Raw genomic sequence first — 25,303 nt, forward strand, 5'->3', positions numbered from 1 at the left:
ATGTTAAACCACCTTCCTCTCTTTTCACCCTTCTATGATTTTGATATGATTAAGTATAAACTTTGTGCTGCGAAACAATCGTTGACACATGAATTATATATTGGAATCAATAGATTTGAGGTTGCCTATGTTATCAGCTTTTTATGTTGACAAATTAATACATTTACATTCGATTAATAGACAAGATGTCCAAAAAATTTATGAAGATGGCAAAAAGGGACTGCTATCCTGTCCAGTATGTGGAGAATCTGTAATGCTTTATATGGGAATAAACCATACTCCTCACTTTTTTCATCCATCACAAAAAGAAGACTGCAAAGACATCCAGGAATCAGCTTCACAAGAAACAGCCGCTGGAATAGAATATGAAGAAAAAAATGGATTTAGAATACCAAAATCTCGAATAATAATTGGTCACCAGCCTGTAAAAACGGTCTTTAAAGAAACGAAACAATTGCAAATACAACTACCTTTTTCTCAAACAGTCACTCATACCCCTTCCTTTGCAGAAGGTTATCTCCATCAGCTCCAAAAAAACGGTGTCTTACTTGATCCTTCTCAAGCGAAAGCGGTTGTAATTCCTAATGGACCGGCTTTAGTAATAGCAGGTGCAGGAAGTGGAAAAACCCGTGTTCTAACAACAAGAGCAGCTTATTTAATCCATGAAAAACAAGTGGAGCCGTCATCGATTATGTTAGTTACATTTACAAATAAAGCAGCAGCGGAAATGAAAGAACGTTTATTGCAGTATCCCAATATGTCCCGTACGATTACCAATAAAATTGTGTCAGGAACTTTTCATCGCATCCTTTATCAAATCTTAACCTTCCATCAACCAGATAAATGGCAGCGGCAAAATTTATTAAGCAAAGATTGGCAAAAGGAAGCTCTGTTAAAGGAGATTGGGAAAGAATTATCATTAGATGCAAAGGAATTTCCTTTTGATGCAGCCATTCAACAAATCGGGGCATGGAAAAATTCCTTGCTATTTCCAAATGAAATAACAGCAGCATCCGAATGGGAAGAAAAAGTGCTTTCTCTTTATAAACAGTACGAAGAGAAAAAACATCAGCAAGCATTATATGATTTTGATGATATGCTTCTAGGAGGATATTATTACTTTCTGGAAAATCCAACTATATTAGAAATCTATCAAAAACGCTTTCAACATTTTTTATTAGATGAATTCCAGGATATTAATAAAGTACAATATGAATGGATAAAATTGATTTCAAAAAAAGCAGCAAGCGTCTATGCTGTCGGGGACGATGATCAAGCTATTTATGCATTTCGAGGCAGTGATCCCAAATACCTGCTCGATTTTGAAAAAGATTTTCCAAATGCGAAAACAATGATTCTTGACCATAATTATCGCTCTGCACATGAAATTGTCTCGGCTGCAAATACAGTTATCAGCAAAAATAAAAAGCGCCGCTCCAAAAAAATGATTGCTTCCTATCCTGGCAAAGCACCATTTATTTTTTATCCATATGATGAAGAAGAAGAAGCAACCATGATTGTGTCAGATATTCAAGAGAAAATAAAAAAAGGATATGAACCGAATGATTTTGCAATTCTTTATCGTACAAACACAAACAGTCGTGCCATATTTGAACGTTTAACTTCATCGAGTCTGCCATTTAAATTAGAACAAAATGTTGGCTCTTTTTATACTCGTTTTATTGTAAAAAGCATGCTTGGCTATTTAAAATTAATCATTCATCCAGATAATCCTGATGGAGTAAGAGATATACTTCCCTCTCTATTTGTTAAAAAATCTGTTCTGCAGGATATAAAGGCAGCTAGCATCTTACAAGACTGCCATTTATTAGATTGCTTGTCTTCTGTAAAAACCGGGTTTGCTTTTCAAGAATCCCGCTTAAAAAAAATTCCTTCTGTACTTCATAAGCTGAAACAGAAACAGCCAGTTGACGCCATAACTATAATCGAAAAAGAACTGGGATTTCAGGAGTTTATAAAAAAACGGGGAAATGAAGGCAATCAATGGGATAAGGGCTCAGATGATATTCGAGATTTAAAAGTGGTGGCTAAGAAGTTTGCTTCTATTGCTGAGTTCATCTCCTATACAGACCATATGATAGCAATGAACAGTGAGATAAAAAAGCAATATTTACAGGCTGACAACACGATTACGTTAAGTACGATTCATCGTGCAAAGGGGCTAGAGTATAAAACTGTTTATCTATTAGGTACAGTCGATGGTTCTATTCCTCATGATTATGCTCTAGATGCGCAGCGAAACAATGATCCGCTTCCTCTTGAAGAAGAAAGGCGTCTTCTGTATGTTAGCATGACTCGAGCACAACAAGAGTTATATCTATCGATTCCTATGCATATGCGGGGGAAAAGAGCAAATGCTTCGCGCTTTTTATCCTCATTTTAAGGTTAGAATAGGTAGCTCTATGTTTTATTTGGATAGAGCTACCCTGGAAAAAGCTTTGGGTCTCTCCATAAGTCCGCAGCCGGAATACACTTCGCTTTCCATGGGGCGGGCGGCGCCGATCCTCCTCGTTTCACTGCGGGGTTTCATCTGTCTCGCAATCCCCATAGGAGTCTTCGTGTATTCCGGCTGCTCCCTGCTATAAAACTTAGACTATAAAAAATGGAATGCTTCTTCTTTGCTTGCGTCATGGTGCAAATTTGATTGTATGAGTGTCTACCCTGAAAATAGGTGATGCTGACTCTCAATGAGTCCGCAGTCAGAATACACTTCGCTTTCCTGCGGGCGAGCGCCGAGCCTCCTCGTTTCACTGCGGGGTCTCGTCTTTCTCGCATTCCCGCGGGAGTCTTCGTGTATTCAACCTGCTCCCTGCTTCAACATACAATAAACAAAATTTGCGCAATGGTGCAAATTTTGTTTGCATGGGTGTCTATGCATTTTTATTTGTTCTATTTTTTATTTATCATTTTGGATAATGTATTGAAATCCAATTGTTTGCCGTCTTTTACAATGGAATGGACGATTTTATCTTCTGTTTCTTTTGGTACAGATTTTCCTGCAATCTGTGATACTCTGCGTATAACGCTTCTTACTGTTTTTTCGTCTTTAAAGTTTGCATTTTGTAATGAATTGGCTAATTCTAAAATATCCTTCATGTTTACACCAGTTTTTGATTCTATATTTTTAAAAAAATTATTGTTCATACTTATTTTTTCCTCCTTTTTAAGCTACTTTACATAGTATGAGACGGAAGAAAAAAGGTGTAACTTCTACTTAACAAAAAGTAAAAATGTATTCTTTACCCTGAAAATAAGCTTTGTTCTGCCCTATTAAAAGAGGATATCAGCCAGTAGCTGATATCCTCTTTGGTAATACATTTAATTTTTCCCCGCAGCCAATTTTTCATGAAATAAACAAGCCACATTTAATTATTGGCCGCAAATTTTATTAGTTATAGAAGCTAGCGCCAACAATAACCAATAAAATGAATAATACTACAATCAAAGCAAAAGAGGAGATCCCATTTCCGTAACCGCCGCCATTACCGCCGTATCCATATCCGCCGTAACACATTTATCCTTCACCTCGCTTATGCCTTATTCTTTAATAGCATATGGCTCGTGCGAAGCTTTGTATAGGCAAGCTACTAGAATGGAAAAGAATGTACGATTGTCTATTAATCAGCATAACTAACATATATTTTCCGTGCCATTAATTTGTGCAAAACCTATCTTTTATTTCGAGTGAGCGCTATCATTTTGATTCTGGTCATAGAAATCAAATGTAATCGTTCCATTATGATCCACTTGTGCTAAGAAGATTTCCTCCATCACTAAACCTCTTTTAAGCAATGCAGCTGTAATCCATTTTTCACTAAGATTACAGTTGCTTGCTGCTTTCTGATTAATTCTTCCGTCCATAATAATGGAATACACCTCTTTTTCTACAGGAGGGGAATCAATCATATCTTCTACCAATACTGGCTGCTTTGACTTTTTAAGAAGTACACTTAATTCTCCATTCGCTTCTAATGTTGCAAACTCAACATCTTCCACACGAAAAATACTTTGTGTTCTAAGCTGTTCCAATAACTCGTCGAGACTATATTTTTCTTTTCTTAAATGCTCTTCTATAAGATTGCCATCCTTAATAAATATCGTCGGTGTTCCCTCTACAAAATCACGAAACTTTTTGCTTTTTAAAGAAAAATAACTAATAAATAAAGGAATCGTTGTCCAAATAATAATCGCAGTGATTCCTTCTTTTATTTTTAAGCCTGAATCCATGGATAGACTTCCAGCAATATCTCCTGCCGTAATCCCAACTATATATTCAAAAAAAGATAATTTAGAAAGCTGCTTTTTTCCAAGAAGCTTCGTAATAAAGAAAAGGCTTATTATAATCAATAAAGAACGGATAAACGTGTTGGTTATTTCTGACATTTCATATGTCTCCTATGGAAAATTCTATATAAAGTTAACCATTTTCTTATATACAGAATGGGCTGCTCGTCACCCTTTTGGTTTAAAAAGCAGCGCACCTATAAAGCCAAAAACGATAGCAGCAGAAATTCCTGAACTAGTCACTTCGAACATTCCTGTTAAAACTCCAACAATACCATGTACTTCCGCTTCCTGCATTGCCCCGTGTACAAGTGCGTTCCCGAAACTGGTTATAGGTATAGTCGCACCTGCTCCCGCAAAATCTGCAAATGGTTCATACAAACCTATTCCGTCTAAGATTGCTCCAAAAACAACTAATGAAGATAATGTATGAGCTGGAGTAAGTTTTGCAACATCAAACATAAGTTGTCCAATGACACAAACTAAACCACCGATAACAAAGGCCCAAAATAACATAGGCAGCATCCTTAACACCTCCTTTTTATTTCGAATCATTTTCTTTTATTGTGCATGTCTTTTTTACCAGACTTTTTGAACATTCTTTAAAGAAAAACAGTTACAGCTTACTTTCGCTCGTATCGTCTATTTCAATGGATACTGCATGGGCAATACATGGAATTGTTTCATTTTGCTGCACGGTTAATGGGGATAATAAAGCCCCTGTTGCAACAACTAATATTCTTTTATATGTTCCTTTTTTCATTTCATTAAGCAAATGCCCATATAATACGGTTGCAGAACACCCTGCACCACTTCCGCCTGACTGTATGGGCTGACTTTCTTTATAAAGAAGAAGCCCGCAATCTTTAAATTTATTCTCATCGATTTTCCATCCACTTTGCTTTAACAGTGCTAAAGCTGTTTCTCTTCCTATTTTCCCTAAATCACCTGTTACAATTAAATCATAATAAGTAGAATCAATACCTAAATCATTAAAATGTGCGGCAATTGTATCAGCTGCAGCTGGAGCCATGGCGCCTCCCATATTAAATGGATCTGATAATCCCATATCCATTACTTTTCCAATTGTTGCGGACGTTGTATATGGTAAATTAGATTTATCTGCATTGTTTACAGAAACTAAAGCTACTCCAGCTCCAGTTACTGTCCATTGTGCTGTCGGAGGTTTCTGTCCCCCATATTCTGTTGGGTAGCGAAACTGCCTTTCCACTGCAGCATTATGACTTGAGGCACCTGTTAATATATTATTTGCGCCTTGATAATTGATTAAAAAAGAGGCAAGAGCTAAACCTTCCATAGAGGTAGAACAAGCTCCAAACAAACCAAAGTAGGGAATCTTCAACGTTCTTGCTGCAAAACTTGTTGGCGTAATTTGATTGATTAAATCACCTGCTATAAAAAACTCCGCATCCTCTGGTTTCATTTCACTTTTATTCAGAGCGGTTTGTGCAGCCTCCTCGAGTAATAATCGATGTGCCTTCTCATACGAATCCTTCCCCATCCATAAATCATCATGAAGCACATCAAAATCTTTTGCTAAATAACCGTTTCCTTCAAACGGACCACCAGATACACCCGTGGATTGAATAACTGGATGATTGGGAAAAAGCCATGATTGTTTTCCTTTTAGCAATTTAATATCCCCCCAGTTTTATAATAATCGTTTTAATAAGTGCAACTACAAATGCCGAAAAAACACCGAATAAGATAACGGAGCCAGCAAGTTTAAATATATTCCCACCTACACCAAGAACAAATCCTTCCGTACGATGTTCGATCGCTGCCGAAATAATACTGTTTCCGAATCCTGATACTGGAACAGCACTCCCAGCCCCAGCAAATTGACCAAGACGATCATATAATCCAAAACCTGTTAATAACATCGAGAGGAATATTACGGTCGCACTTGTTGGATTTCCAGATGTTTGTTCCGTAAAATGGAAGAAGTAGAGATAAAAGTAAGAAATGATTTGCCCAATCATACAAATTAATCCACCAACGAAAAACGCCTTTACACAATTTTTTATAACAGGACGTTTTGTTTCAAACTGCTGCTCCAATTTTTCATATTGTTTCTGTTGTGGTGTTTTTTGTTTATCTTTTTTATTTGGCATTAGTCTACCTCCTTTTTAAGTTAATTCATCATTTAAGCGAATAATTTGTTTTAATCGTTTATCTGCCTGTTTTTCTGTATAATCAGCATTTTGTAAATGATCCCATAGTCTTACTGTTTCAAGAAAAATTTTAAAATCACTTGATACAGTAAAATTAGCATCTGGGAATTTCTTATTTAGTTTGTCTTTTAAATCCTTTTCAATGCTTTTCATTTTTAATCGATGTAGATGTTTTACTTTATAAGCAACTAAAATATCCTTTTCTCCTTTTACAACAGCAACATCATATATAGAAGTAAATTCTCTCGTTTCCTCTTTTATTTGCTTTACCATTTCCTGATTTGTCTGATCTTCCTGATTCCCAATAATTATTGGTGATTGGTTTACTGTCTTAAATAATGCCCATCTGCTGTGACTAGAGTACTTTTCACAACCCGCCAGTATGACGCTTAGAATAATCAAGAAACAAATTACTATTTTTTTATTCGTCATATTCTTCCCTTCCTATGTAAGTCATGTTTTCATTTGATCTTTTTATATTTTCTTCGATTTATAACTTTTTATGAAAAAAACTTACAACAGTTATGTACCAATTTTTGCAAAATAAAAAAAGAACCCGTTTTTTTGACAGGTTCTTTTTTGCTATCTTCTTATTTATGCTTATTTTGATGTTTTTTTACCGCAGCCACAGCCAGATTTTTTTTTCTTTTTCTTTTTTGGTATTGGTTTGACTTCTTGTGTGTTTTTTTCACTATTTTTATTAAACATTCCCTATCCCTCCATGACTATATAATCAAGATGCTAACACATACTATGTTAGGAGAAATAAGCTTGTGTAAACATCTCGCCCACTTTTCAAAAAGTTTCCTATTCTTCAGGAAGCACTCTTTTTAGTAAAGTTTCAATAAGTGCTGCTGCACCTGCTATGGCGAATACTAATACAAAGGGAGTACAAATAGCTGGAAATAGAAAATATAAAAGCGTTAAAAAAATAGCTGACCACACTCCTGTACACCAGTAACAACTAATTAGTTCTCCCAAAAAACCTCTAACCTTTCCTTCCTTAGGAACATAAAATATCTCGTCTTCACCAGCTTCATTTTTTTCCGTTATTTCCTCTAATACTATATTTCGTATAAATTCCGTAATTCTGTCATATACCATTAATCTTGTAATTCGAAAGCTTGCAAGGATTAATAAAATAAAATCCATAAAATGTATATCCACCATTATCCTCTCCTTCTTTTCACTGGGCATAAAAAAGAGACACTATATAGGATCACTGATCTAATAAACAATGTGAGCAAAGTTCTTTTTATTTCTTAATGCCTAACTTGTTTTACCATAAATTGTAACAAATTAAGAATTATTGGTTTAAAGAGCGTCTGCATTACTGTGGCTCATCGCTCTCCCCACGGAAGCGGACGGTAATCTTCGGAAAACCTAACGCATAGTCCCATTCATTATTCATTTTCCATAATATTGAATTTAAAATTGATGAAATTGACTCTACCCCTTTATCACGTAGGCGATTGCCTAAATTTAAAGAAAAAAGGCGTTTGTCCGTAACCCATAAGGACCTTCGGCAATATGTTAGTAGTGTAGTATCACAAAGAAAGAAACAAACAAGGAGGAAATAAATTATGGGTTGTGGAAAAAAAGACGATATTCACGGTACTTCTAGCTGTGTTTGTGAAGTAGTTCGTGCCATTAAAGATATCCAAGATAATGCAGAAGACAATTGCGAGTGTGAAGCAAGCTGCTTCTCCGAGCCATTAGGTTCATTAGTATCACCATCAAGAAGAGACAAAGCAGATACTCGTGTAATTGTATTAAAAACAGCGGATGGTTCACCATTCCATGCTTTCTTCAGAGGAGACGATTGTGCATGTGTGTCTATCTTCTTCCGTGTAGAAGATGTATTTGACAACTGCTGTGCAGTATTAAGAGTTCTTGCTCCAGTTACAAAAACTCACTCTGGAAGAGAAACACTTAATATTGTAGATGACTGCTGTGTAGATTTAAAGAAAATTTGTGAATTAGACGGTTTCCGCCGTACTAGCGACTGCATCACAGTTGATTTAAAATGCTTCTGTGCTGTTCAATGTATCGCTGATGTAGATTTAGATATTTGCGATTAATATTCTCTAATAAATAATTTCAGCGTGTAGACAAAATAGATTTCACCAAACTTCAGGCTGATCAAAACCTAGTACATCGAGCTGTGCAGCCTTTCAAAGAGCTGCTGGCAACAGAATTAGGAAGACATAAGAACGCAGCGCATAAAGTCCTTTAAGTTTTGTTGCCCAGTAATAAGCATCCTAGAAGGTGACTAACTAGAAAAGCTGGGTTTGTTGACAGCCTGTAGCCTTCCAATAAATGATTTTTTATGCAACCAGTCCATACGACTGGTTGTTTTATATTTTAAGAAACTCAAGTCTAAACTCCTTTCTCACACAATCACAGCTTTATTCCCTTCATTCTATGCATTAAAATTTCCCTTCATGTTAAAGGACAACCTGGAAGAATATCGATTCATGAAATTGTCACTTTTTCTTCTATGAAATCTACGTATAGCACTTGTGTAGAAAATAATTAATAAGCAGACCAAAAAACCCCTTTAGGTATGTGAAGATATAACGGACTAAGTTTGAGCCTGCAGACATCCATGCTAAGGGAAATTCGCACCATGACTCATGAAAAACAGCTACTTTCTATTTTGTTTTATGAACTAAGTTTGAAGCAGTGAGCAGGTGGAATATACGAAGACTCCCGTGGGAAAGCGAGAAAGACGAGACCCTGCAGGAGCGTAGCGACGAAGCGGCTTGGCGCTCGCCCACAGGAAAGCGAAGTGTATTCCACCTGCGGAACCTTTTTTTCAGGGTAACTTTTGAAAAAAAACGAAATAACAAAAAGCACAATTGATTACAAATACAAAATCAATTGTGCATTACTTTTTTATTTTTCATTCGTTAAAAAAACCAGCCATTAACCGGTCCAACGCTTCTTTATAATCCAATCATTTTTACTTCTTTAATACTTTGCAAAGAAATTTTCATAACAGATTCATTCATTAGTTTTATTTGAACAGATTGCTCATCTTTTCCAATCACAAACCCTCGCGTATTATGATTATCGGTAATGATAATACATGCAACAGGCGGAAGTTGTTTAGGAAAATTTAAAAGATATACAAGCTTTTCTTCTATTGTCATTTCTTTAAAGCTTTTTAATCTGCGAAAAGCAGGTTTTTTTGCGTCTTCTTCCTTTACAGTGTCTGCTTGCTTTTTATTATATTCTTCAATTTGCTTTTGTACTTCAACAGAAGTTTCTGTATATTTTGCCTTTTTTTCCACTTCTGCTTTTTTCTTTTCTTGCAACTGCATTTTTTCTTCCATTTGTTCTTTTAACTTTGCCTTTTGTTTTTCTTGTTTTGATTTTTTGACTGAGAAAGTAGCTTGCATGGTATTATTAACAACAGGTCGATTACTCTTTTGAACAAACAGATTTGGTGTTTTTTCTCCCTTTTTCTTTGGCATAATGTCACCTCCTGAAAATTCCTTATCCCTTAAGTAAAATGTTGTCTTCTTCTATTTAGAAACTACCTAGTTCTTCCTAATGTATGCAATGATCCTTTATTTCGTTAATATACTTTTTAATTTTAGTTGATAAGTTTTTTCTCAGAGGAGATGGGAGAAAATAAAGCTAATTTATTGGTAATGGTGTCATCGAGATTAGAAAAGGATGATTGATTCGTCTTTTTGGGTGTTTTTTGCAAACATTATTCCTTATAAATAGGGGCAAGATTCTCGTTTCAGGATGCTCGCTTTCCGTGGGGCGTGCGATGAGCCTCCTCGGCGCTTGCGCCTGCTTAGGTCTCATCTAACCCGCTAATCCCACAGGAGTCTCGCACCTTACACTCCAATCAAGCCGTTTTGATTCATTAGTTGCTGTCGTTGAACTGGTGAAAACATCCATTTTATAGAAATAGACTAAAAGTGCACATTTTGGGAGAACAACGTTGAATAATAAACATAAAAAATCAACGCTACTAGTGTTTAGTCATCATACCTTGTAATGAAATTCGAAGACAAGAACTTATTCTAAAACAGGTTGCTTGTAACGGAGGGTGCGAAGACTCCTGCGGGAAATGTGGGAAGGCTAAAGACCCCGCAAGGCAACGCCGAGGAGGCTCAAGCGTAGCCCCGCGGAAAGCGAAGCAACCCGTAGTGGAAAGCAACCCCATAAGAAACACACATGATTTCACACTCACACCCCGGCATGAAAATTTTTTCTAAGCCGGGGTTTTACTTTTTTGTCCATTTTTCCATACTGATTAATGCTATGGGAAGTAATCTTTACGTGCGCTTTTGTGGTGGTTCGACCCTGTATAAGAAACTGTTTGGAATTTGCCTTGTGTACACCCCTTTGTTGACTCTTCAATTTTTGAGGATGATCACGTACAGAAAAATGCTGTTTGACCAAGCTTATTCCACTTTCCATAGACACTACTTTGGAGGTTGTTTTATTTGGACATTTTATTAACCCATTGTGCCGGAATGGATGTTCATCAAAAAGAGATTGTAGTTTGTGCCCTAACTGGCACTAATAATGAATCCATTCAAAAAGAAACCAAGACTTTTTCCACTTTAACCAAAAGTTTATTTGATTTATTAAAGTGGTTAGAAGAAAAACAAATTACACACATTGCTCTGGAAAGTACCGGAATCTATTGGAAGCCGGTATACAACATCCTTGAAGGATATTTCGATATTACTGTGGCCAATGCCCAACGTATTAAAAACGTTCCTGGTCGTAAGACCGATGTTTCAGATGCAGAATGGATTGCCAAGCTTCTTCGTCATGGATTGATTGAAAAAAGCTTTGTCCCTTCCCAAGATCTTCGGGAATTAAGAGATTTGAACCGTTTACGCAAGAAATGGGTTGGTAACTTAACAGCTGAAAAAAATAGAATTTCAAAGGTCCTCGAATGTTCAAACATAAAGCTTGGTTCAGTTATTTCTGATATCTTTGGGGTTTCTGGACGTAAACTTTTGAAACAGTTAGTCGATAATGGATACCTTGATAAGGCTGATGTTGATGCCAATATCCATCATTCTCTCCGCAAGAAGGCTGATACCATTTCCGATTCTCTTTTCGGAACATTAAATGAACATCAAATGTTTATGATTAAAAGCTCTTGGAATCATATCATGTATTTGGAAACTTCCATTCAAGAACTTGAAAATAGGATAGATACCCTGCTTCATTCCTATCAAGAAGAAAAAGAAATACTTTTATCTATCCCAGGTATAAAGGAACACACAGCTGCTGTTATTATTGCGGAAATCGGAACAGATATGAGCCAATTCCCTTCATCAAGACATTTAGCTTCTTGGGCTGGTGTATCACCTGGCAATAATGAAAGTGCTGGTAAAAAGAAAAGTTCCAAAAGCGTTCAAGGAAACCCACATATAAAAGCTGCTCTTTGTGAGGTTGCTTGGGCTATATCAAGGTCGAAAAATACCTCAATGTCAAATGTTTTTTGGTCTCTATCTGCAAGAAGAGGAAAGAAAAAAGCTTTACAGGCTATTGCACATAAAGTTTTAAGAATTATATATACCCTATTTATTAATAAGCAACACTTCTCTGAACCACGTCTAGCTGGTTAGACGACCTTCCATTACAATACTCTATTAAGGTTGTGATTTTTTTAAAAAATTGAGGTCACACCCTTTCTTTACTATTGTCTTTTTTCTAGAAGTCCACGCTTCAAGATTTTCTTTACACCAAAATCCTGTACCCGCCCTATCAAATAGAACACGTTACTGTATTATACAGATACCCAGAATAGCCACTCGCCCGTTTTATTTTCACAGAAAAAGCGCAAGCGCCTTGTTTAGCCCCGAAGAAAAATGTTCTCCAGACTCAGGAAAGTGTTTTTTACTTTTAGAGGCTGGAGGCAATACTCACTGGGGCTAGGCGCTGACCGGCTAAATACGCCACGTCCTTATGTCTTCGCCGGCACTTGTACATCCTGTACGGCGAAGCTAGACAGCCTTCACATTTCAAAAAATATATACTCTCTCACCTTTTAAAAAACAAGGCTCCCATTTTATTGTTCTAAACCGAGTAATACCAAGGCTTGCAAACGAATTTGAAGGTGCGAAGTTTGAGTTATTAAGAAATGATATGGTAGCCGGAATCCACGTGAATATTTTCGCCTGTAATTCCTCTAGAAAAATCACTGAATAAAAATGCTGCTGTATCGCCAACTTCTTCAGGAGTAGTTGTTCTTCTAAGTGGTGAGCGTTCTTCAATTTCCTTTAAGATGGAGTTAAAATCACTGATTCCTTTTGCAGACAATGTACGAATTGGTCCAGCAGAAATAGAATTTACACGAATGCCATCTTTTCCTAAATCTGAAGCTAAATAACGTACACTTGCATCTAGAGACGCTTTTGCCACACCCATCACATTATAGTTTTTAATCGCACGTTCTCCGCCAAGATAGGTTAATGTAACAATGCTTCCACCTTCAGTCATTAACCCTTTAGCTTCTTTTGCTACAGCAGTTAATGAATAAGAACTAATATTATGTGCTAATAAGAATCCTTCTCTTGTTGTATTCATATAATCGCCTTGCAGTTCTTCTTTGTTGGCAAATGCAATACAATGGGCAACGCCATGAATTGTTCCAACATCTCCTTTGATTGTTTCAAAACATATAGCAACTTCCCCATCATTTGTGACATCACAAGGAAGAACAATGCTATCACTTGCACCTAATGATTCAACTAGATCCCGGACATTTTTTTCCAATCTTTCTCCGGCATATGTAAAAATCAAACGAGCCCCTGCTTTATGCAAAGATGTAGCAATTCCCCAGGCAATACTTCGTTTATTCGCAACACCCATTACTACATAGGTTTTGCCTTTTAATGAAAAAGTCATTTTGTTTCCTCCTATATACTATTACAAGTTATTAGTACCTAGTGCTAATTCTACTACAAAAATAATAAAAAGAAAAGCACTGTTCCTATAGGGTTTTTACTTATTTTCCTAAAATGTTCACAATATTAGATGTTTTGCCGATTGTATTTATTCGTAACCACTGCATCTTCTTTGTTCATATATAGAATATCATCCATATGCTGCTAATTGATATTCTCTGCAAAATGAAGCAGCTACATGCATGCAGCTGCTTCATTTTTATTCACAAAATTCTAGTTTTCGCTTTAAATTAAAGACATATTCTTCCGATCCAGTGACAATTAAATGATCATTGTAATGAAGTTCGGTACCGCCATGCGGGACTACGGAATCACTGTTGCGAAAAATACGAACAAAGATAACATCACCCGTAAATGGAAATGTTCTTAATGTCATTCCTTCAAAGGCTTTGTTTTTTAATCTTATTTCATGTAAAGATGTTTCATTATTTCCTATTAATGAAACAATTCTTGGTGATTGAATTAAAGCTCCGAGCAATGCTTTTGTAGAAGTGAGCATAGAGAATATCTCTATCCCTTCATTGCGAAGCTGCTCTTCTTTCTCGATTTCTTCTACCCGGCAGATCACTCTTTCGACACCAGCCTTTTTGATAAAACTGCTCATTTCTGCATTTTTAGTTGTATCTCCAGTAGATACTACCACAATATCTGATGATAGTATTTTTGAACGTCCAACCGTTTCTTCTGAGTAATTTTTTAATTCATTTACTTCAAAAAGAGAATCTGCAATTTGAAAATCCTGCTTTTCCTGTTGCTTATGGTAAAAGATTACTTCATACAATGACGATTTTAAATCCTGATATACTTGCATCGTTACTTGATTAACTCCTATAATGGCAACCTTAATCTTTTTTTCTCCCGCTTTTTCTTTCGGAAAAAGCTTCTTAAATACTACCGGGGTAATAATGCAAGAAATAATCGCAACTAACACAAAAATCCCACTCATTTGTGATGTAATGACATTCATTCTTTCCCCAATTGTAGCGGCAGCTATTACTAATGAGAGTGTTGATGTTAATAAAAATCCGGAGGAAATCGTCGTTTTTGTATCATACCACTTTTTCAAATAATAAACAGGAATTAACTTGCTTGCCAGTAATGCCACCAATAAAAGCGGGATAAACAACAGTAGCTTTACATCCGTAAATAAAGACCATATATCCAGTTTTACACCGACCATCACAAAAAAAATCGGGATTAAAAATCCATAGCCAAATGAATCTAGCTGATGAACTAATTCTTCTTTTGGAGAAAGCAGCGATACCAATACGCCTGCTAAAAAAGCACCTAGAATATTTTCCGCTCCAAGTGTCTCTGATAACGAAACCAAAAATATAATTAATGCAAACACTGCCCTTGTACCAATTTGAACAGTTCCCCTTGAAAGGGAATTCGCTAATTTATTATGTTTAAACTTTCTGCCTACAAAGTACAATAAAACACCTGCAGCAAACAAAATGAGCAATAGCCATGTATTTCCTTCACTTTCATGTATCGAAGCAAATACAGCTAAAAGAATCATAGTCACTAAATCTGCAATAACAGCAACCAGCAAGATAATCTGTCCAATGGCCGACTTCATAATATTGGCTTCTTTTAAGGTCGGTACAACAACTCCTAAAGAGATCGTTGAGATAATAATCGTCATTAAAAAGGTGCTTTCAACAAACCCTGACAATACAAACCCGTAACTTAATAGGATAGAAACAATAAATATACAAACAAAAATCAAAAATGACGTAGAAAACGGCTTTGGCTCCAATTTACCATTTTGAAGCCTCTCTCTTTTTTTACTCCCTGAAAATGCTGTAAAATCAATTTCCAATCCACTTAAAAACATTAAAAAGATGAAGCCTAACGTAGACAAAGTTTCCAGCCACATATCTTGTTCTACAAGATTAAATCCACTCTTCCCGATAATTAAACCCATCAGTATCTCTGCGACTACTACAGGAATTACATTCAATTTTAGCCGAACAAGAATAATTGGAGTTAATAATGCCACAATAATCACAATCATAAGTGACATGACAGATGCTCCATGTTCCATTATTTTCTCCCCCTTTATTTTTTAATAATTTTCCGTTATGTCTCTTTTCATCATGTTACCTACTTACTTTTATTTTTATTTAAAAAGAATCTCATCTTAACAAATCTAAATGTAAAGAACCCTTCTCTATCATCTAACGTGTTTTTACTCCTTTCAAAAATTATATGTTTTTTATAGTAACAAATCTTTTTCAGTTTGTCGTTAATATACTTTCATGCTTTAATCTTTATAATAGATTAAAGTAATTAATGTAAAATAACAGAGTGAAATCAATTGAAAAAGGTTGAAATACTAATATTTTTTCTTAAAAAGATGGGAAAACCTGTTATGTAAGTAAATCTCTCAAAACCTTCTATCAATTTTCGATTAAACAGAGTTTACTTTTGCAGAAAAGGTTAAAATAGCAATAGACATCTTATCATCCTGTCATTCAGATCGATGAATTCATTAAAATTAAAGGGAAAATTTTTAAATGGAGGTTTATATGAAATTAGATATCATTGGCGATATACATGGCTGTTATAAAGAATTTAAGCAACTTACCGAGCTACTCGGATATAATTGGAGAGATGGCTACCCTGTTCATCCAGCAAACAGACATCTTGCATTTGTTGGTGATCTAACTGATCGTGGTCCTTCCTCCTTAAAAGTAATTGATGTTCTGTGGAAGTTAATGAAAAACAATCAGCTGTTTTACGTACCAGGCAATCATTGCAATAAGCTCTATCGTTATTTTTTAGGGAATAAAGTACAAATTAGACACGGACTTGAAACCACCGTTGCTGAATTTCAACAATTAACAATCCTTGAGCAAAAAGAAGTAAAAGAAAAGTTTATTGAGTTATATGAAAATGCTCCGTTGTATTATATTTTAGATGATCATAAATTAATTATTGCACATGCTGGGATTCGAGAAGATTATATTGGAAGCTATTCTAATAAGGTAAAGTCCTATGTGTTATATGGAGATATTACAGGAGAAACACATGCAGATGGCTTCCCGATTCGGAGAGATTGGGCAAAAGAATATCAAGGAAAAGCTTCTATTGTTTATGGGCATACTCCAGTAAAAGAGGTTCGGATCATTCATAATACATATAATATTGATACAGGGGCTGTTTTTGGCGGAAAACTTACAGCATTGCGCTACCCCGAAATGGAAACAGTTTCTGTGACTTCTAGTATGCCTTATATTGATGAAAAATTCCGGTCATTCAACTAAACACGAAGTATTAATAGGCAATAATATAAAGGGGTTTTCTCGTAATAAGTCCGCAGTCGGGATATGCTTAGCATGGTGCAAGCGGTGAGCCGCATCAATACTGGCGCTCCTGCTCTGCTGGTCTCATCTGTCTCGCAAATCCCATAGGAGTCTTCGTGTATTCTGACTGCTCCCCGCTTATAAACCTTAAGAAAACCTGCTTCTTTTCAAGTGCCTTGCTGCGAATCTTTAGCATGGCTGTCTCCCCACTAAAGAGACGCTCTCCATTAATCCGCAGCCGGAATTTCCGTGGGGGGTGCGCTTGAGCCTCCTCGTTATGACTTCGGAGTGCAATTTTACTTATCCCTTTTTATCAACTCATTCATATCTTCAGGCAATGAACTAGAAAAGCTTAGTGGTTGTAACGTAATCGGATGATTAAAGACTAGGTTTGCGCAATGAAGTGCTTGTCTTTTTAGTCTTTTCCTGCCGCCTCCGTATAGATCATCTCCTACAAGCGGGTAACCTAAATCAGATAAGTGGACGCGAATTTGATGTGTTCTTCCTGTATCTAATTGAAGCTCCACAAAGGTAAAAGTGGAATAGTAGTGACAAACTTTATAACGAGTTCGTGCATATTGACCATCACTGCGCACTTCCCTTTCAATAATACTATCCTCCCTTCTTCCAATAGGCTTTTCAATCACTCCTTCTGCTAAAGGAAGCTTTCCTTCAGCAAAAGCTCTATACGTCCTTTTTACCGTACCTTCCTTTTGCTGCTTGCTTAAAAGATGATGAATATGTCTATGTTTTGCTATTAAAACAAGACCAGATGTATCTTTATCTAGTCTTGTCACAATATGAACTGTTGCCTCGATTCCTTTTTCCTGGTAATAGCCTACTAAAGCATTTGCCAGGCTTCCTGTCGGATGCTCTCTTGAAGGAATAGAACTCATTCCATCCTTTTTATTAACAACCAGCAGAAATTCATCTTCGTAAACAATAGGGAATGGAATCTTTTCGCTTATTAGACCTTCACTTGGATCTTCCTTTGGAAACATGACGGTTAATCGATCATTATTTTGCAAAATATAACGTACGTTTTCTTCTTTCTCGTTAACGGATATTTTTCCACCATTAAATTTTATTGCCGTTAATGCCGCTTTTGAAATTTCTTTTTTTTTCAAAAAATCTTTAATATTGCTTCCTGCTTCCTTTTTATCAATAGACCATTTTAATTGAAATACCACCATAATTTGCTCCTGTCATTCCTATTATTCTGAAATGAATGAATCATGTACCCTTTTCCAAAAAGGGAATGATCTGAATCTTGCAAAACGTATTTTCTCATCTGCAACACGATACTGAATGGATTTCACTTCTTTATGTAATAAAGTAAGATGATCGATTGATATTTGGAAATTCGGTTCGTTTACTGGCTTTAATACACATGTATGATGGGCTGGCAATATTAAAGGCGATCCGACTGTTCGAAATACACGGTTATTAATGGACGCAATTTCTGCTAATTGTACGGCTTGAAGGGATGGATGCACAATCGCTCCACCTAATGCTTTATTATATGCCGTACTGCCAGAAGGAGTAGAAATGCATAATCCATCTCCTCTAAACCTTTCGAAGTGTTCCCCTCTTATTTCCACATCCATGACAAACGTACCTTCCATGCTTTTAACTGCCGATTCATTTAATGCCAAGAATCTGGTCTCTTTCTCTTCACCTTGATAACGGACAATAACCTCTAAAAGCGGATATTCGACAAGCTGGTAAGGTGTTTTCGCAATTGCTATTACAAGCTTTTCCAAATCGTTCGGCGTCCAATCTGCATAAAAACCTAAATGGCCTGTATGCATTCCAACAAATGCTGTTTTATCTAGACGGCTGCTGTATCGGTGAAATGCATATAAGAGAGTGCCATCTCCTCCAACAGATATTACAATGTCTGGCTCTTCCTCATCATATTCTAGTTCAAAATCGAGTAAGTATGTTTTTATGACAGCTACTAAATTATCTGATTTTGAATCCCCTTTTGAGGTAACGGCAAATTTCATTGTATTATAGCTCCTCTTTCAACATTTTAATGGCTTGCTATTTTTTCTGATTACTTTTTATTTCCTTTTTCCGATTGAAAAAGGCTTGTGCTTCTTGTATTTCCCCACGGATTAATGACATTTCTTTATCAAGACGAAAAGCTGCTTCTGCAGCACTTTGCAGCCTCATTTGAATGTCTTTTGGAAATTGACCTTTATATTTGTAGTTTAGCGAATGTTCTATTGTAGCCCAAAAATTCATTGCTAATGTCCGGATTTGTATTTCTGTCAAAATCCTTTTTTCTCCATTTACAGTCTGAACAGGATATGTAATAACAACATGATAAGAACGATATCCACTTTCTTTTTTATGTAAAATATAATCTTTTTCTTCTACAATTTCAAAATCATTTCTTTTTCTTAATAACTCTACTACTCTAATAATATCGTCAACAAATGGACACATCATACGCAGTCCTGCGATATCCTGCATCTCTGTTTCTAATTTATTCAGAGAAATCCCTTTTTCATTCGCTTTATCTAAAATACTCGCGATTGGTTTTACTCTTCCTGTAACAAATTCAATAGGAGAATGTTCATCGTCTTCCTGATCAAATTGTACTCGCATTCCTTTTAATTTTACTTTTAATTCATCAACTGCTTGTTTATAAGGGGCTAAAAATTGCTCCCAATGTTTCATATGTATAACACCCCATTTTCATAGGCTTTATTATAATTAATGTTCAAAGCTTTTACAGGGATGAAAGAGAATATTTATTTTTCCAAAAATACTAATTCTACCGCTTTCCCCATTTCTTCTCCGTAGTTACTATTTCCTTCTATGTTTTCTACTAAATAATCAAGCTCCTCCAAAAATTGCTCTAACAACATTTTTTGATTTCCATTTGTTAAAAACACAGGTAAGCCCAGTTCTTTACTTTCCTTCATTTTATTCCACCATTTATTTTCAATCACTAAATAAATGTAATGATCCTTATGTTCTAATAAATAAATGAAACTAAGGGCATCAGAATCTACTAGCATTTGCCCACTCGCTTTATAGTCATCAAGAAGAATAGATTCCTCTATCTCCATTAAAAGTTCATTATCTTTTATTTTTGCGTTAATCAGATGTATTTTTTGATTCATTCTTTCAACCTCCATACTTATGGCTATTTTACCACATAGATTTAATTTCTCCTAAATATTGCAGTCAAAATCCAATAAAGGGATAATAGAGAAATAACGAATACTAAGAAAAGATTGTGGTACTTGGTTCAGGCTCGAAGAAAATTTTCTCTTTCCTCGAAAAGAGCTTTTATTTTTGGCTGTTTTCGTAGTCTTTTTGAAAATAGCTTTATTTTTAAAAAAGCGCGGGATGCTTGTAATTAGGCAGTAATCTAACTTGAGTTTACATTCTATTAGTATTAAAAAAGGAAGGTTTAATATGTCGCAAAATATTGAAATTGAATTTAAAAATATGTTAACAAAAGAAGAATACCAAAATCTGATTCAGCATTTTCAAATACAAGAAGAAGATTTTTTCAAACAAGAAAATCATTATTTTGACACTGCAGACTTTTTGCTAAAAGAACATAAATCTGCTTTGCGAATTCGAAAAAAGGCTGATGGCTATGAATTAACTTTAAAACAACCTCATACAGAAGGCTTGCTTGAAACAAATAAACTTCTGACGAAAGAAGAAAGTGATGCCATTTTTAAAACTGGCAACATCAAATACGAGCCATTCGCTTCTATCTTATTAAATATGAATATACAGCCAGAAAGCATCCACTACTTTGGCTCTTTAACAACCGTTAGAGCAGAAAAGGTAATCGAAAACGGTTTGCTCGTTCTGGATCATAGTTTTTATTTAAATGAAGAAGATTATGAGTTAGAATATGAAGTAAGTGATGTAAAAAAAGGACAAGCCTCTTTTGAAAAGATATTACACGCTTGTCAAATACCTGTCCGTAAAACGAAAAATAAAGTGCAACGTTTTTATGCAAAAAAATATAAACAGCATAACTAATCGATCTCAAGAAATTATCTTCATGATAGTAATGGAGGAAGACCATGAAAATTGATCAATTAAAAGTGATGCTTGAATTACAAGCATTGCAAAATTTTACAACTGGAGAATCAAACAGCTCCGGCAGTTCACTTTTTCAAGAATTGCTAAGCAGCTTATCTGCAAATGACTCTTCACTTACTAATACATTAAAAAATACTACACTTGGATCTTCAGCTCTTGCACCCGGCAATAATATAAATAGCCTAGCCCAGCTTCCTAAAAGTTTAACGAAATTAAATACTTCCACTACCAATTTTCAAGCTATCATTCAGGAAGCCGCAGAAAAATACCATGTTCCTGAAAAGTTAATAAGCTCTGTTATTAAGGTGGAATCGAATTATAATCCTAATGCAACTAGTTACGCAGGTGCTTCTGGCTTAATGCAGCTCATGCCTCAAACAGCCAAATCTTTAGGAGTTACAAACGTCTACAGCCCTGAAGAAAATATTATGGGTGGTACAAAATATTTAAAGCAACTGTTAACAAAATACGATGATAACATAGAATTAGCACTCGCAGCCTATAATGCCGGTCCCGGAAATGTAGATAAATATGGCGGTTTACCTCCATTTAAAGAAACACAAAATTATGTTGCAAAGGTAAAAAATCAATTCCTTGCTTAATGCCTATTCGTGTTTGCTTGAAAAAATAAATATCCATTGTTTTTATAACAGTGGATATTTTTTGTGGAAAAATAGTGTTGAGGAATGAATTACTCACGCCCTCATCACCATAAAAGCAACTTTTTATTCCTTTAAATAAAACTGATTTAGAGTAACTCATCTTTAAAATGAAATTTTTCTAGTGAACTCAATAATTATCCTCATGCAAAACATCACATTTATCCATGCTCGGAACCGATTTCCCTTTCATTTTAAGCTATTTATTTGTACAATGAATTCTGCATTGTTAAAATATATAGGAATAGTTGTTAACAATTATCATGATATTATAAATAACGATAGAAAATACATGTATGCATGAAGGAGTTTTTTTTGATGGTCGAGAAAATGCCCACACCTTTTGAAGTTATTGGTGAAAACACATTAAGCAAACTCGTAGATACTTTTTATAAGCGTGTAGGTCAACATCCAGATCTAGCTCCTATCTTCCCGAATGACTTAACTGAAACAGCTCGCAAGCAGAAACAATTTCTTACACAGTACTTAGGTGGCCCAGCTCTTTATACAGCAGAACATGGTCACCCTATGCTAAGAGCGAGACACTTGCCTTTTACCATTACAGAGAGACATGCAAATGCCTGGTTAGCATGTATGCATGCTGCAATGGAAGAAATAGAATTAGATCCACGCATCCGTGAAGGACTCTTTTCAAGACTTGCTTTAACAGCAAAGCACATGATTAATTCGGAGGAAAATGAAAATAAAAAAGGTGATTACTCGTGATAGAAAAAGAATTATCTATATCCAAACCGAACACAGCATATGAGAATTGCAATGACAGCAAACCACTTGAAATTTATATGTTTATTGACCCATTATGTCCTGAATGTTGGGCTTTAGAACCGATAATTAAGAAACTGCAAATAGAATATGGACAATATTTTTCTTTAAAACATGTTTTAAGCGGAAGCCTTGCCTCGTTAAACCTTAGCAGAAAAGCAAAATATGAGAGTATTGCAGAGCTATGGGAAAAGACAGCTAGTAGATCTGGCATGTCTTGCGATGGATCTGTTTGGCTTGAAAATCCTATCATCTCTCCATATCTTGCTTCTATTGCTTTGAAGGCAGCAGAACTTCAGGGTCGTAAATCTGGCATTCGTTTTTTAAGAAAGTTGCAGGAACTCCTCTTTCTGGAAAAACAAAATGTTGCAACATTTGATGTATTAAAAAGTTGTGCCAAAAGTGTAGGTCTAGATGTAGTGGAATTTGTTGCAGATATTCATTCTGAAAGTGCTGCAAAAGCATTTCAGTGTGACTTAAAAATCACTTCTGAAATGGAAGTTACCGAGATCCCGACACTTGTATTTTTTAATGAAAATATTGAAGAAGAAGGAATTAAAATAACTGGTTATTATTCATATGAAGTTTATGTTCAAATAATCGAGGAAATGTTGCAAGTTATTCCGCAAAAAGCAGATCCACCGCCAATAGAAAGTTTTTTAGAATGTTTTAAATTAGTGGCTTCTAAAGAATTATCTGTCGTTTATAATAAATCGATATATGAAATAGAAAAAGAAATGAAGAAGCTTCAATTAAAGCAGCTAGTAGAACAAATACCAGCAAAGTATGGAATGTTTTGGAAATACGTAAAATAAATAGCTTATGAAGGATGCAGCATTTTTTGGCGCATCCTTTTTTTATAAAAAAGGATAGCGTGCAACTACATTTATGGCAGTTAAAAACATTTGGGGATAGTTTTGTTTGGTTTTTCTCCTGTTTTTACTTGTTTCTCTCGTTTATTCCGCGTTTCTCCCGATAATTCCGCGCTTCTCCCGATTATTCCGCGTTTCTCCCGATAATTCCGCGCTTCTTTCGATAATTCCGCGTTTCTCCCGATAATTCCGCGCTTCTTTCGATAATTCCGCGTTCCTCCCGATAATTCCGCGCTTCTTTCGATAATTCCGCGTTACTCCCGATAATTCCGCGCTTCTTTCGATAATTCCGCGTTACTCCCGATAATTCCGCGCTTCTTTCGATAATTCCGCGTTCCTCCCGATAATTCCGCGCTTCTTTCGATAATTCCGCGTTCCTCCCGATTATTCCGCGTTTCTCACAATTATTCCGCGTTTCTCACAATAATTCCGTATTTCTCAGCACTATGATGAACAGAATTGCTTTTTTCAGCGCTATGAACAAAAACTTTTTTCTTATACACTGTTTTAAATAAATTCTCTTGTTTTGCCTCTATTGGATTGATTTTGTTTTTTCGTAGTTTGGATATTGAAAACGAGGTAAGTGTCTTCATTTTAGGTTTTATTATGTATCTTGAGGAAGGTTAAATATGATTTGAATAATAGAAAACAACAAAAAAAGGGCTTGCTGTCTCAAGGCAAGGCCTTTTTTATTGTTATGAACAAAGGGGATGGGAGAAATTTTTCACGGTCAAACAAAGGGGTATAAGTTTGTTTGTGATTAATTTCACAACTAAATATTAACATATCTATATAGTTAATATCAACAAATTTGTGCTGTTGTTCACAAAATAGTCAAAAATAAACTAGTTCTTCATATTCAACTACTTATCCACATATAATAACACAAACTTCGCAGTTATAAATTCTTCTTCATGTATTGACGTAACTTGGTTTAGAGCAAAGGGTGATTGATTAATCTTTTATGGTGTTTTATATGCAAACATTATTCCTTATAAATAGGGGCAAGATTCTCGTTTTAGGATGCTCGCTTTCCGTGGGGCGTGCGATGTGCCTCCTCGGCGCAAGCGCCTGCTTAGGTCTCATCTAACCCGCTAATCCCACAGGAGTCTCGCACCTTACACTCCAATCAAGCCGTTTTGATTCATTAGTTGCTGTCGTTGAACTGGTGAAAACATCCATCTGATAGAAATAGACTAACAGTGCACATTTTGGGAGAACAACGTTGAATAATAACATAAAAAATCAACCCTACTAGTATTTAGTCATCATACCTTGTAATGAAATTCGAAGACAAGAACTTATTCTAAAACAGGTTGCTTGTAACGGAGGGTGCGAAGACTCCTGCGGGAAATGTGGGAAGGCTAAAGACCCCGCAAGGCAACGCCGAGGAGGCTCAGATCCCACCCCGCGGAAGGGGAAGCAACCCGTAGTGGAAAGCAACCCCCCACAATAAAAAACAAGCCTCCAATTTTATTGTTCTAAACCGAGTAATATCAAGGACTAGCAAACGAATTTGAGAGTGCGGAGTTTGAGTAATAATTATACTAACATTCTATTCATTAAAAATAAGCAATTGCAGAAAGGAAAAAAAGAATGAAAAAAACAGTCTTCATTATCTTTTTTTTATTTATTGTTTTTTCGTTTGCACTAAATATACTAGGGCTTATGAATATGTTTCCCCTTTTAATTAGTTCTCCATTGCTATTTTTATCCCTTTTTCTTTTCATCGCCTTTTTAAATAACCGAAAAAAATTTAAAGGCTTCTATTAATGCGTGCGAAAAAAAAGGACCAAAAAGTTCGTGGCCGCTTCACTTTCAGAATTCGCCTTCCACAGGATGTGGTGACTTCAACGTAGGGTGTCATAGAGAGCATGGAATCTCTGTGATGCTTTTTTATTTTTTACGATAACTTTTGTTCCTGTAAATAGTTTTTTCGTTAATTATGTGAATATTATTTTAGAATAAGTTTGAATTCATCAGTTTATTTTATTATCATTAGAAAGGTAATTTAAGAATGATAGGTATTGTGAAAATTCGCACAATATGATGCAGTTGTCTATCTTTATAGTTTGCTTTTGCAAGTATTACAGCTTCTTCCTCTTTATAAAGCTGAATAATGGCTGTATTCATTTCATACTT

The 25,303-nt window shown here is 35.6% G+C and carries 24 protein-coding genes; 9 read left to right on the top strand and 15 right to left on the bottom strand.

What is annotated here, in order from left to right:
• Positions 1–127 precede the first annotated feature (127 nt).
• Positions 128–2,404, top strand: a complete 2,277-nt coding sequence (locus tag AC5LWL_RS18440) for a UvrD-helicase domain-containing protein (protein ID WP_493435671.1) — start codon at positions 128–130, stop codon at positions 2,402–2,404.
• A 506-nt stretch (positions 2,405–2,910) separates the two neighbouring features.
• Here AC5LWL_RS18440 and spoVIF read toward each other — a convergent pair.
• The 8 genes from spoVIF to AC5LWL_RS18480 form a co-directional block, all read right to left on the bottom strand.
• Entirely contained in the window at positions 2,911–3,165 is a 255-nt protein-coding gene (gene spoVIF, locus AC5LWL_RS18445) for a sporulation-specific transcription regulator SpoVIF (RefSeq protein WP_493435672.1), read from the bottom strand.
• Between the two features lie 244 nt (positions 3,166–3,409).
• Positions 3,410–3,535, bottom strand: coding sequence for a YjcZ family sporulation protein (locus AC5LWL_RS18450; RefSeq protein WP_493435673.1), 126 nt, complete (start codon positions 3,533–3,535; stop codon positions 3,410–3,412).
• 161 nt (positions 3,536–3,696) lie between these two features.
• Positions 3,697–4,404 carry a DUF421 domain-containing protein gene (locus tag AC5LWL_RS18455; protein WP_493435674.1) on the bottom strand — a complete coding sequence of 236 codons (708 nt, stop codon included), beginning with the start codon at positions 4,402–4,404 and terminating at the stop codon, positions 3,697–3,699.
• 69 nt (positions 4,405–4,473) lie between these two features.
• On the bottom strand, positions 4,474–4,830 hold the full coding sequence (spoVAE, locus tag AC5LWL_RS18460) for a stage V sporulation protein AE (RefSeq protein ID WP_493435675.1): 357 nt from the start codon (positions 4,828–4,830) through the stop codon (positions 4,474–4,476).
• Between the two features lie 91 nt (positions 4,831–4,921).
• Complete coding sequence (gene spoVAD / locus AC5LWL_RS18465; RefSeq protein ID WP_493435676.1) at positions 4,922–5,959, bottom strand: stage V sporulation protein AD; 1,038 nt, start codon at positions 5,957–5,959, stop codon at positions 4,922–4,924.
• 1 nt (position 5,960) lies between these two features.
• Positions 5,961–6,440 (bottom strand): stage V sporulation protein AC, encoded by a 480-nt coding sequence (gene spoVAC, locus AC5LWL_RS18470; protein WP_493435677.1) that lies wholly within the window; start codon positions 6,438–6,440, stop codon positions 5,961–5,963.
• A gap of 15 nt (positions 6,441–6,455) precedes the next feature.
• Positions 6,456–6,932: a sporulation protein gene (locus AC5LWL_RS18475; protein ID WP_493435678.1), complete on the bottom strand. Its 477-nt coding sequence runs from the start codon at positions 6,930–6,932 to the stop codon at positions 6,456–6,458.
• A 375-nt stretch (positions 6,933–7,307) separates the two neighbouring features.
• Positions 7,308–7,670, bottom strand: coding sequence for a DUF1360 domain-containing protein (locus AC5LWL_RS18480; RefSeq protein ID WP_493435679.1), 363 nt, complete (start codon positions 7,668–7,670; stop codon positions 7,308–7,310).
• A gap of 413 nt (positions 7,671–8,083) precedes the next feature.
• On the opposite strand from AC5LWL_RS18480, the gene AC5LWL_RS18485 reads away from it, so the two are divergent.
• The gene (locus AC5LWL_RS18485) at positions 8,084–8,581 is read left to right on the top strand and encodes a CotY/CotZ family spore coat protein (RefSeq protein WP_493435680.1); all 498 of its coding nucleotides are present in this window, start codon (positions 8,084–8,086) and stop codon (positions 8,579–8,581) included.
• Between the two features lie 867 nt (positions 8,582–9,448).
• On the opposite strand, the gene AC5LWL_RS18490 is transcribed toward AC5LWL_RS18485, so the two are convergent.
• Positions 9,449–9,979 carry a CotO family spore coat protein gene (locus AC5LWL_RS18490; protein WP_493435681.1) on the bottom strand — a complete coding sequence of 177 codons (531 nt, stop codon included), beginning with the start codon at positions 9,977–9,979 and terminating at the stop codon, positions 9,449–9,451.
• 990 nt (positions 9,980–10,969) lie between these two features.
• Here AC5LWL_RS18490 and AC5LWL_RS18495 point away from each other — a divergent pair.
• Positions 10,970–12,112 (top strand): IS110 family RNA-guided transposase, encoded by a 1,143-nt coding sequence (locus AC5LWL_RS18495; protein ID WP_493432573.1) that lies wholly within the window; start codon positions 10,970–10,972, stop codon positions 12,110–12,112.
• Between the two features lie 508 nt (positions 12,113–12,620).
• Here the strand turns inward: AC5LWL_RS18495 and fabI are convergent.
• Positions 12,621–13,394, bottom strand: coding sequence for an enoyl-ACP reductase FabI (gene fabI, locus AC5LWL_RS18500; RefSeq protein WP_493435682.1), 774 nt, complete (start codon positions 13,392–13,394; stop codon positions 12,621–12,623).
• Positions 13,395–13,652: 258 nt separating this feature from the next.
• Positions 13,653–15,503 carry a cation:proton antiporter domain-containing protein gene (locus tag AC5LWL_RS18505; RefSeq protein ID WP_493435683.1) on the bottom strand — a complete coding sequence of 617 codons (1,851 nt, stop codon included), beginning with the start codon at positions 15,501–15,503 and terminating at the stop codon, positions 13,653–13,655.
• A gap of 484 nt (positions 15,504–15,987) precedes the next feature.
• Here AC5LWL_RS18505 and prpE point away from each other — a divergent pair, with 484 nt between their 5' ends.
• Positions 15,988–16,725 carry a bis(5'-nucleosyl)-tetraphosphatase PrpE gene (gene prpE / locus AC5LWL_RS18510; protein ID WP_493435684.1) on the top strand — a complete coding sequence of 246 codons (738 nt, stop codon included), beginning with the start codon at positions 15,988–15,990 and terminating at the stop codon, positions 16,723–16,725.
• A gap of 335 nt (positions 16,726–17,060) precedes the next feature.
• Here prpE and AC5LWL_RS18515 read toward each other — a convergent pair whose 3' ends face one another.
• From AC5LWL_RS18515 to AC5LWL_RS18530, 4 genes are all read right to left on the bottom strand, one after another.
• Entirely contained in the window at positions 17,061–17,957 is an 897-nt protein-coding gene (locus AC5LWL_RS18515) for an RluA family pseudouridine synthase (protein ID WP_493435685.1), read from the bottom strand.
• A 21-nt stretch (positions 17,958–17,978) separates the two neighbouring features.
• Positions 17,979–18,773, bottom strand: a complete 795-nt coding sequence (locus tag AC5LWL_RS18520) for an NAD kinase (RefSeq protein WP_493435686.1) — start codon at positions 18,771–18,773, stop codon at positions 17,979–17,981.
• 37 nt (positions 18,774–18,810) lie between these two features.
• On the bottom strand, positions 18,811–19,452 hold the full coding sequence (gene yjbM, locus AC5LWL_RS18525) for a GTP diphosphokinase (protein ID WP_493435687.1): 642 nt from the start codon (positions 19,450–19,452) through the stop codon (positions 18,811–18,813).
• Positions 19,453–19,526: 74 nt separating this feature from the next.
• Entirely contained in the window at positions 19,527–19,901 is a 375-nt protein-coding gene (locus AC5LWL_RS18530) for a UPF0738 family protein (protein WP_493435688.1), read from the bottom strand.
• 298 nt (positions 19,902–20,199) lie between these two features.
• Between AC5LWL_RS18530 and AC5LWL_RS18535 the strand changes: the two genes are divergently transcribed.
• The 5 genes from AC5LWL_RS18535 (at position 20,200) to AC5LWL_RS18555 (ending at position 24,934) form a co-directional block, all read left to right on the top strand.
• A complete protein-coding gene (locus AC5LWL_RS18535; RefSeq protein WP_493435689.1) occupies positions 20,200–20,784 on the top strand; it encodes a CYTH domain-containing protein in 585 nt (194 codons plus the stop codon).
• Between the two features lie 44 nt (positions 20,785–20,828).
• Positions 20,829–21,449, top strand: coding sequence for a lytic transglycosylase domain-containing protein (locus AC5LWL_RS18540; RefSeq protein ID WP_493435690.1), 621 nt, complete (start codon positions 20,829–20,831; stop codon positions 21,447–21,449).
• 375 nt (positions 21,450–21,824) lie between these two features.
• Positions 21,825–22,232 (top strand): globin domain-containing protein, encoded by a 408-nt coding sequence (locus AC5LWL_RS18545; protein ID WP_493435691.1) that lies wholly within the window; start codon positions 21,825–21,827, stop codon positions 22,230–22,232.
• Positions 22,232–23,104 (top strand): ClpXP adapter SpxH family protein, encoded by an 873-nt coding sequence (locus AC5LWL_RS18550; RefSeq protein ID WP_493436659.1) that lies wholly within the window; start codon positions 22,232–22,234, stop codon positions 23,102–23,104. Before AC5LWL_RS18545 ends, AC5LWL_RS18550 begins: the two co-directional genes overlap by 1 nt.
• Before the next feature lie 1,653 nt (positions 23,105–24,757).
• Positions 24,758–24,934: a hypothetical protein gene (locus AC5LWL_RS18555; RefSeq protein WP_493435692.1), complete on the top strand. Its 177-nt coding sequence runs from the start codon at positions 24,758–24,760 to the stop codon at positions 24,932–24,934.
• Positions 24,935–25,303: the final 369 nt, after the last annotated feature.

Source organism: Niallia sp. WK069_GA_01 (assembly GCF_983173855.1).

What these genes read in the sequence shown, in the direction of transcription:
- AC5LWL_RS18505 (WP_493435683.1), bottom strand. Translation starts at nt 15,503, where the DNA reads ATGGAACATGGAGCATCTGTCATGTCACTTATGATTGTGATTATTGTG.
- prpE (WP_493435684.1), top strand. Translation starts at nt 15,988, where the DNA reads ATGAAATTAGATATCATTGGCGATATACATGGCTGTTATAAAGAATTT.
- AC5LWL_RS18520 (WP_493435686.1), bottom strand. Translation starts at nt 18,773, where the DNA reads ATGAAATTTGCCGTTACCTCAAAAGGGGATTCAAAATCAGATAATTTA.
- AC5LWL_RS18540 (WP_493435690.1), top strand. Translation starts at nt 20,829, where the DNA reads ATGAAAATTGATCAATTAAAAGTGATGCTTGAATTACAAGCATTGCAA.
- AC5LWL_RS18455 (WP_493435674.1), bottom strand. Translation starts at nt 4,404, where the DNA reads ATGTCAGAAATAACCAACACGTTTATCCGTTCTTTATTGATTATAATA.
- AC5LWL_RS18485 (WP_493435680.1), top strand. Translation starts at nt 8,084, where the DNA reads ATGGGTTGTGGAAAAAAAGACGATATTCACGGTACTTCTAGCTGTGTT.
- fabI (WP_493435682.1), bottom strand. Translation starts at nt 13,394, where the DNA reads ATGACTTTTTCATTAAAAGGCAAAACCTATGTAGTAATGGGTGTTGCG.
- AC5LWL_RS18530 (WP_493435688.1), bottom strand. Translation starts at nt 19,901, where the DNA reads ATGAATCAAAAAATACATCTGATTAACGCAAAAATAAAAGATAATGAA.
- AC5LWL_RS18475 (WP_493435678.1), bottom strand. Translation starts at nt 6,932, where the DNA reads ATGACGAATAAAAAAATAGTAATTTGTTTCTTGATTATTCTAAGCGTC.
- AC5LWL_RS18545 (WP_493435691.1), top strand. Translation starts at nt 21,825, where the DNA reads ATGGTCGAGAAAATGCCCACACCTTTTGAAGTTATTGGTGAAAACACA.
- spoVAC (WP_493435677.1), bottom strand. Translation starts at nt 6,440, where the DNA reads ATGCCAAATAAAAAAGATAAACAAAAAACACCACAACAGAAACAATAT.
- AC5LWL_RS18490 (WP_493435681.1), bottom strand. Translation starts at nt 9,979, where the DNA reads ATGCCAAAGAAAAAGGGAGAAAAAACACCAAATCTGTTTGTTCAAAAG.
- spoVIF (WP_493435672.1), bottom strand. Translation starts at nt 3,165, where the DNA reads ATGAACAATAATTTTTTTAAAAATATAGAATCAAAAACTGGTGTAAAC.
- AC5LWL_RS18535 (WP_493435689.1), top strand. Translation starts at nt 20,200, where the DNA reads ATGTCGCAAAATATTGAAATTGAATTTAAAAATATGTTAACAAAAGAA.
- AC5LWL_RS18480 (WP_493435679.1), bottom strand. Translation starts at nt 7,670, where the DNA reads ATGGTGGATATACATTTTATGGATTTTATTTTATTAATCCTTGCAAGC.
- AC5LWL_RS18450 (WP_493435673.1), bottom strand. Translation starts at nt 3,535, where the DNA reads ATGTGTTACGGCGGATATGGATACGGCGGTAATGGCGGCGGTTACGGA.
- AC5LWL_RS18555 (WP_493435692.1), top strand. Translation starts at nt 24,758, where the DNA reads ATGAAAAAAACAGTCTTCATTATCTTTTTTTTATTTATTGTTTTTTCG.
- yjbM (WP_493435687.1), bottom strand. Translation starts at nt 19,452, where the DNA reads ATGAAACATTGGGAGCAATTTTTAGCCCCTTATAAACAAGCAGTTGAT.
- AC5LWL_RS18440 (WP_493435671.1), top strand. Translation starts at nt 128, where the DNA reads ATGTTATCAGCTTTTTATGTTGACAAATTAATACATTTACATTCGATT.
- spoVAE (WP_493435675.1), bottom strand. Translation starts at nt 4,830, where the DNA reads ATGCTGCCTATGTTATTTTGGGCCTTTGTTATCGGTGGTTTAGTTTGT.
- AC5LWL_RS18515 (WP_493435685.1), bottom strand. Translation starts at nt 17,957, where the DNA reads ATGGTGGTATTTCAATTAAAATGGTCTATTGATAAAAAGGAAGCAGGA.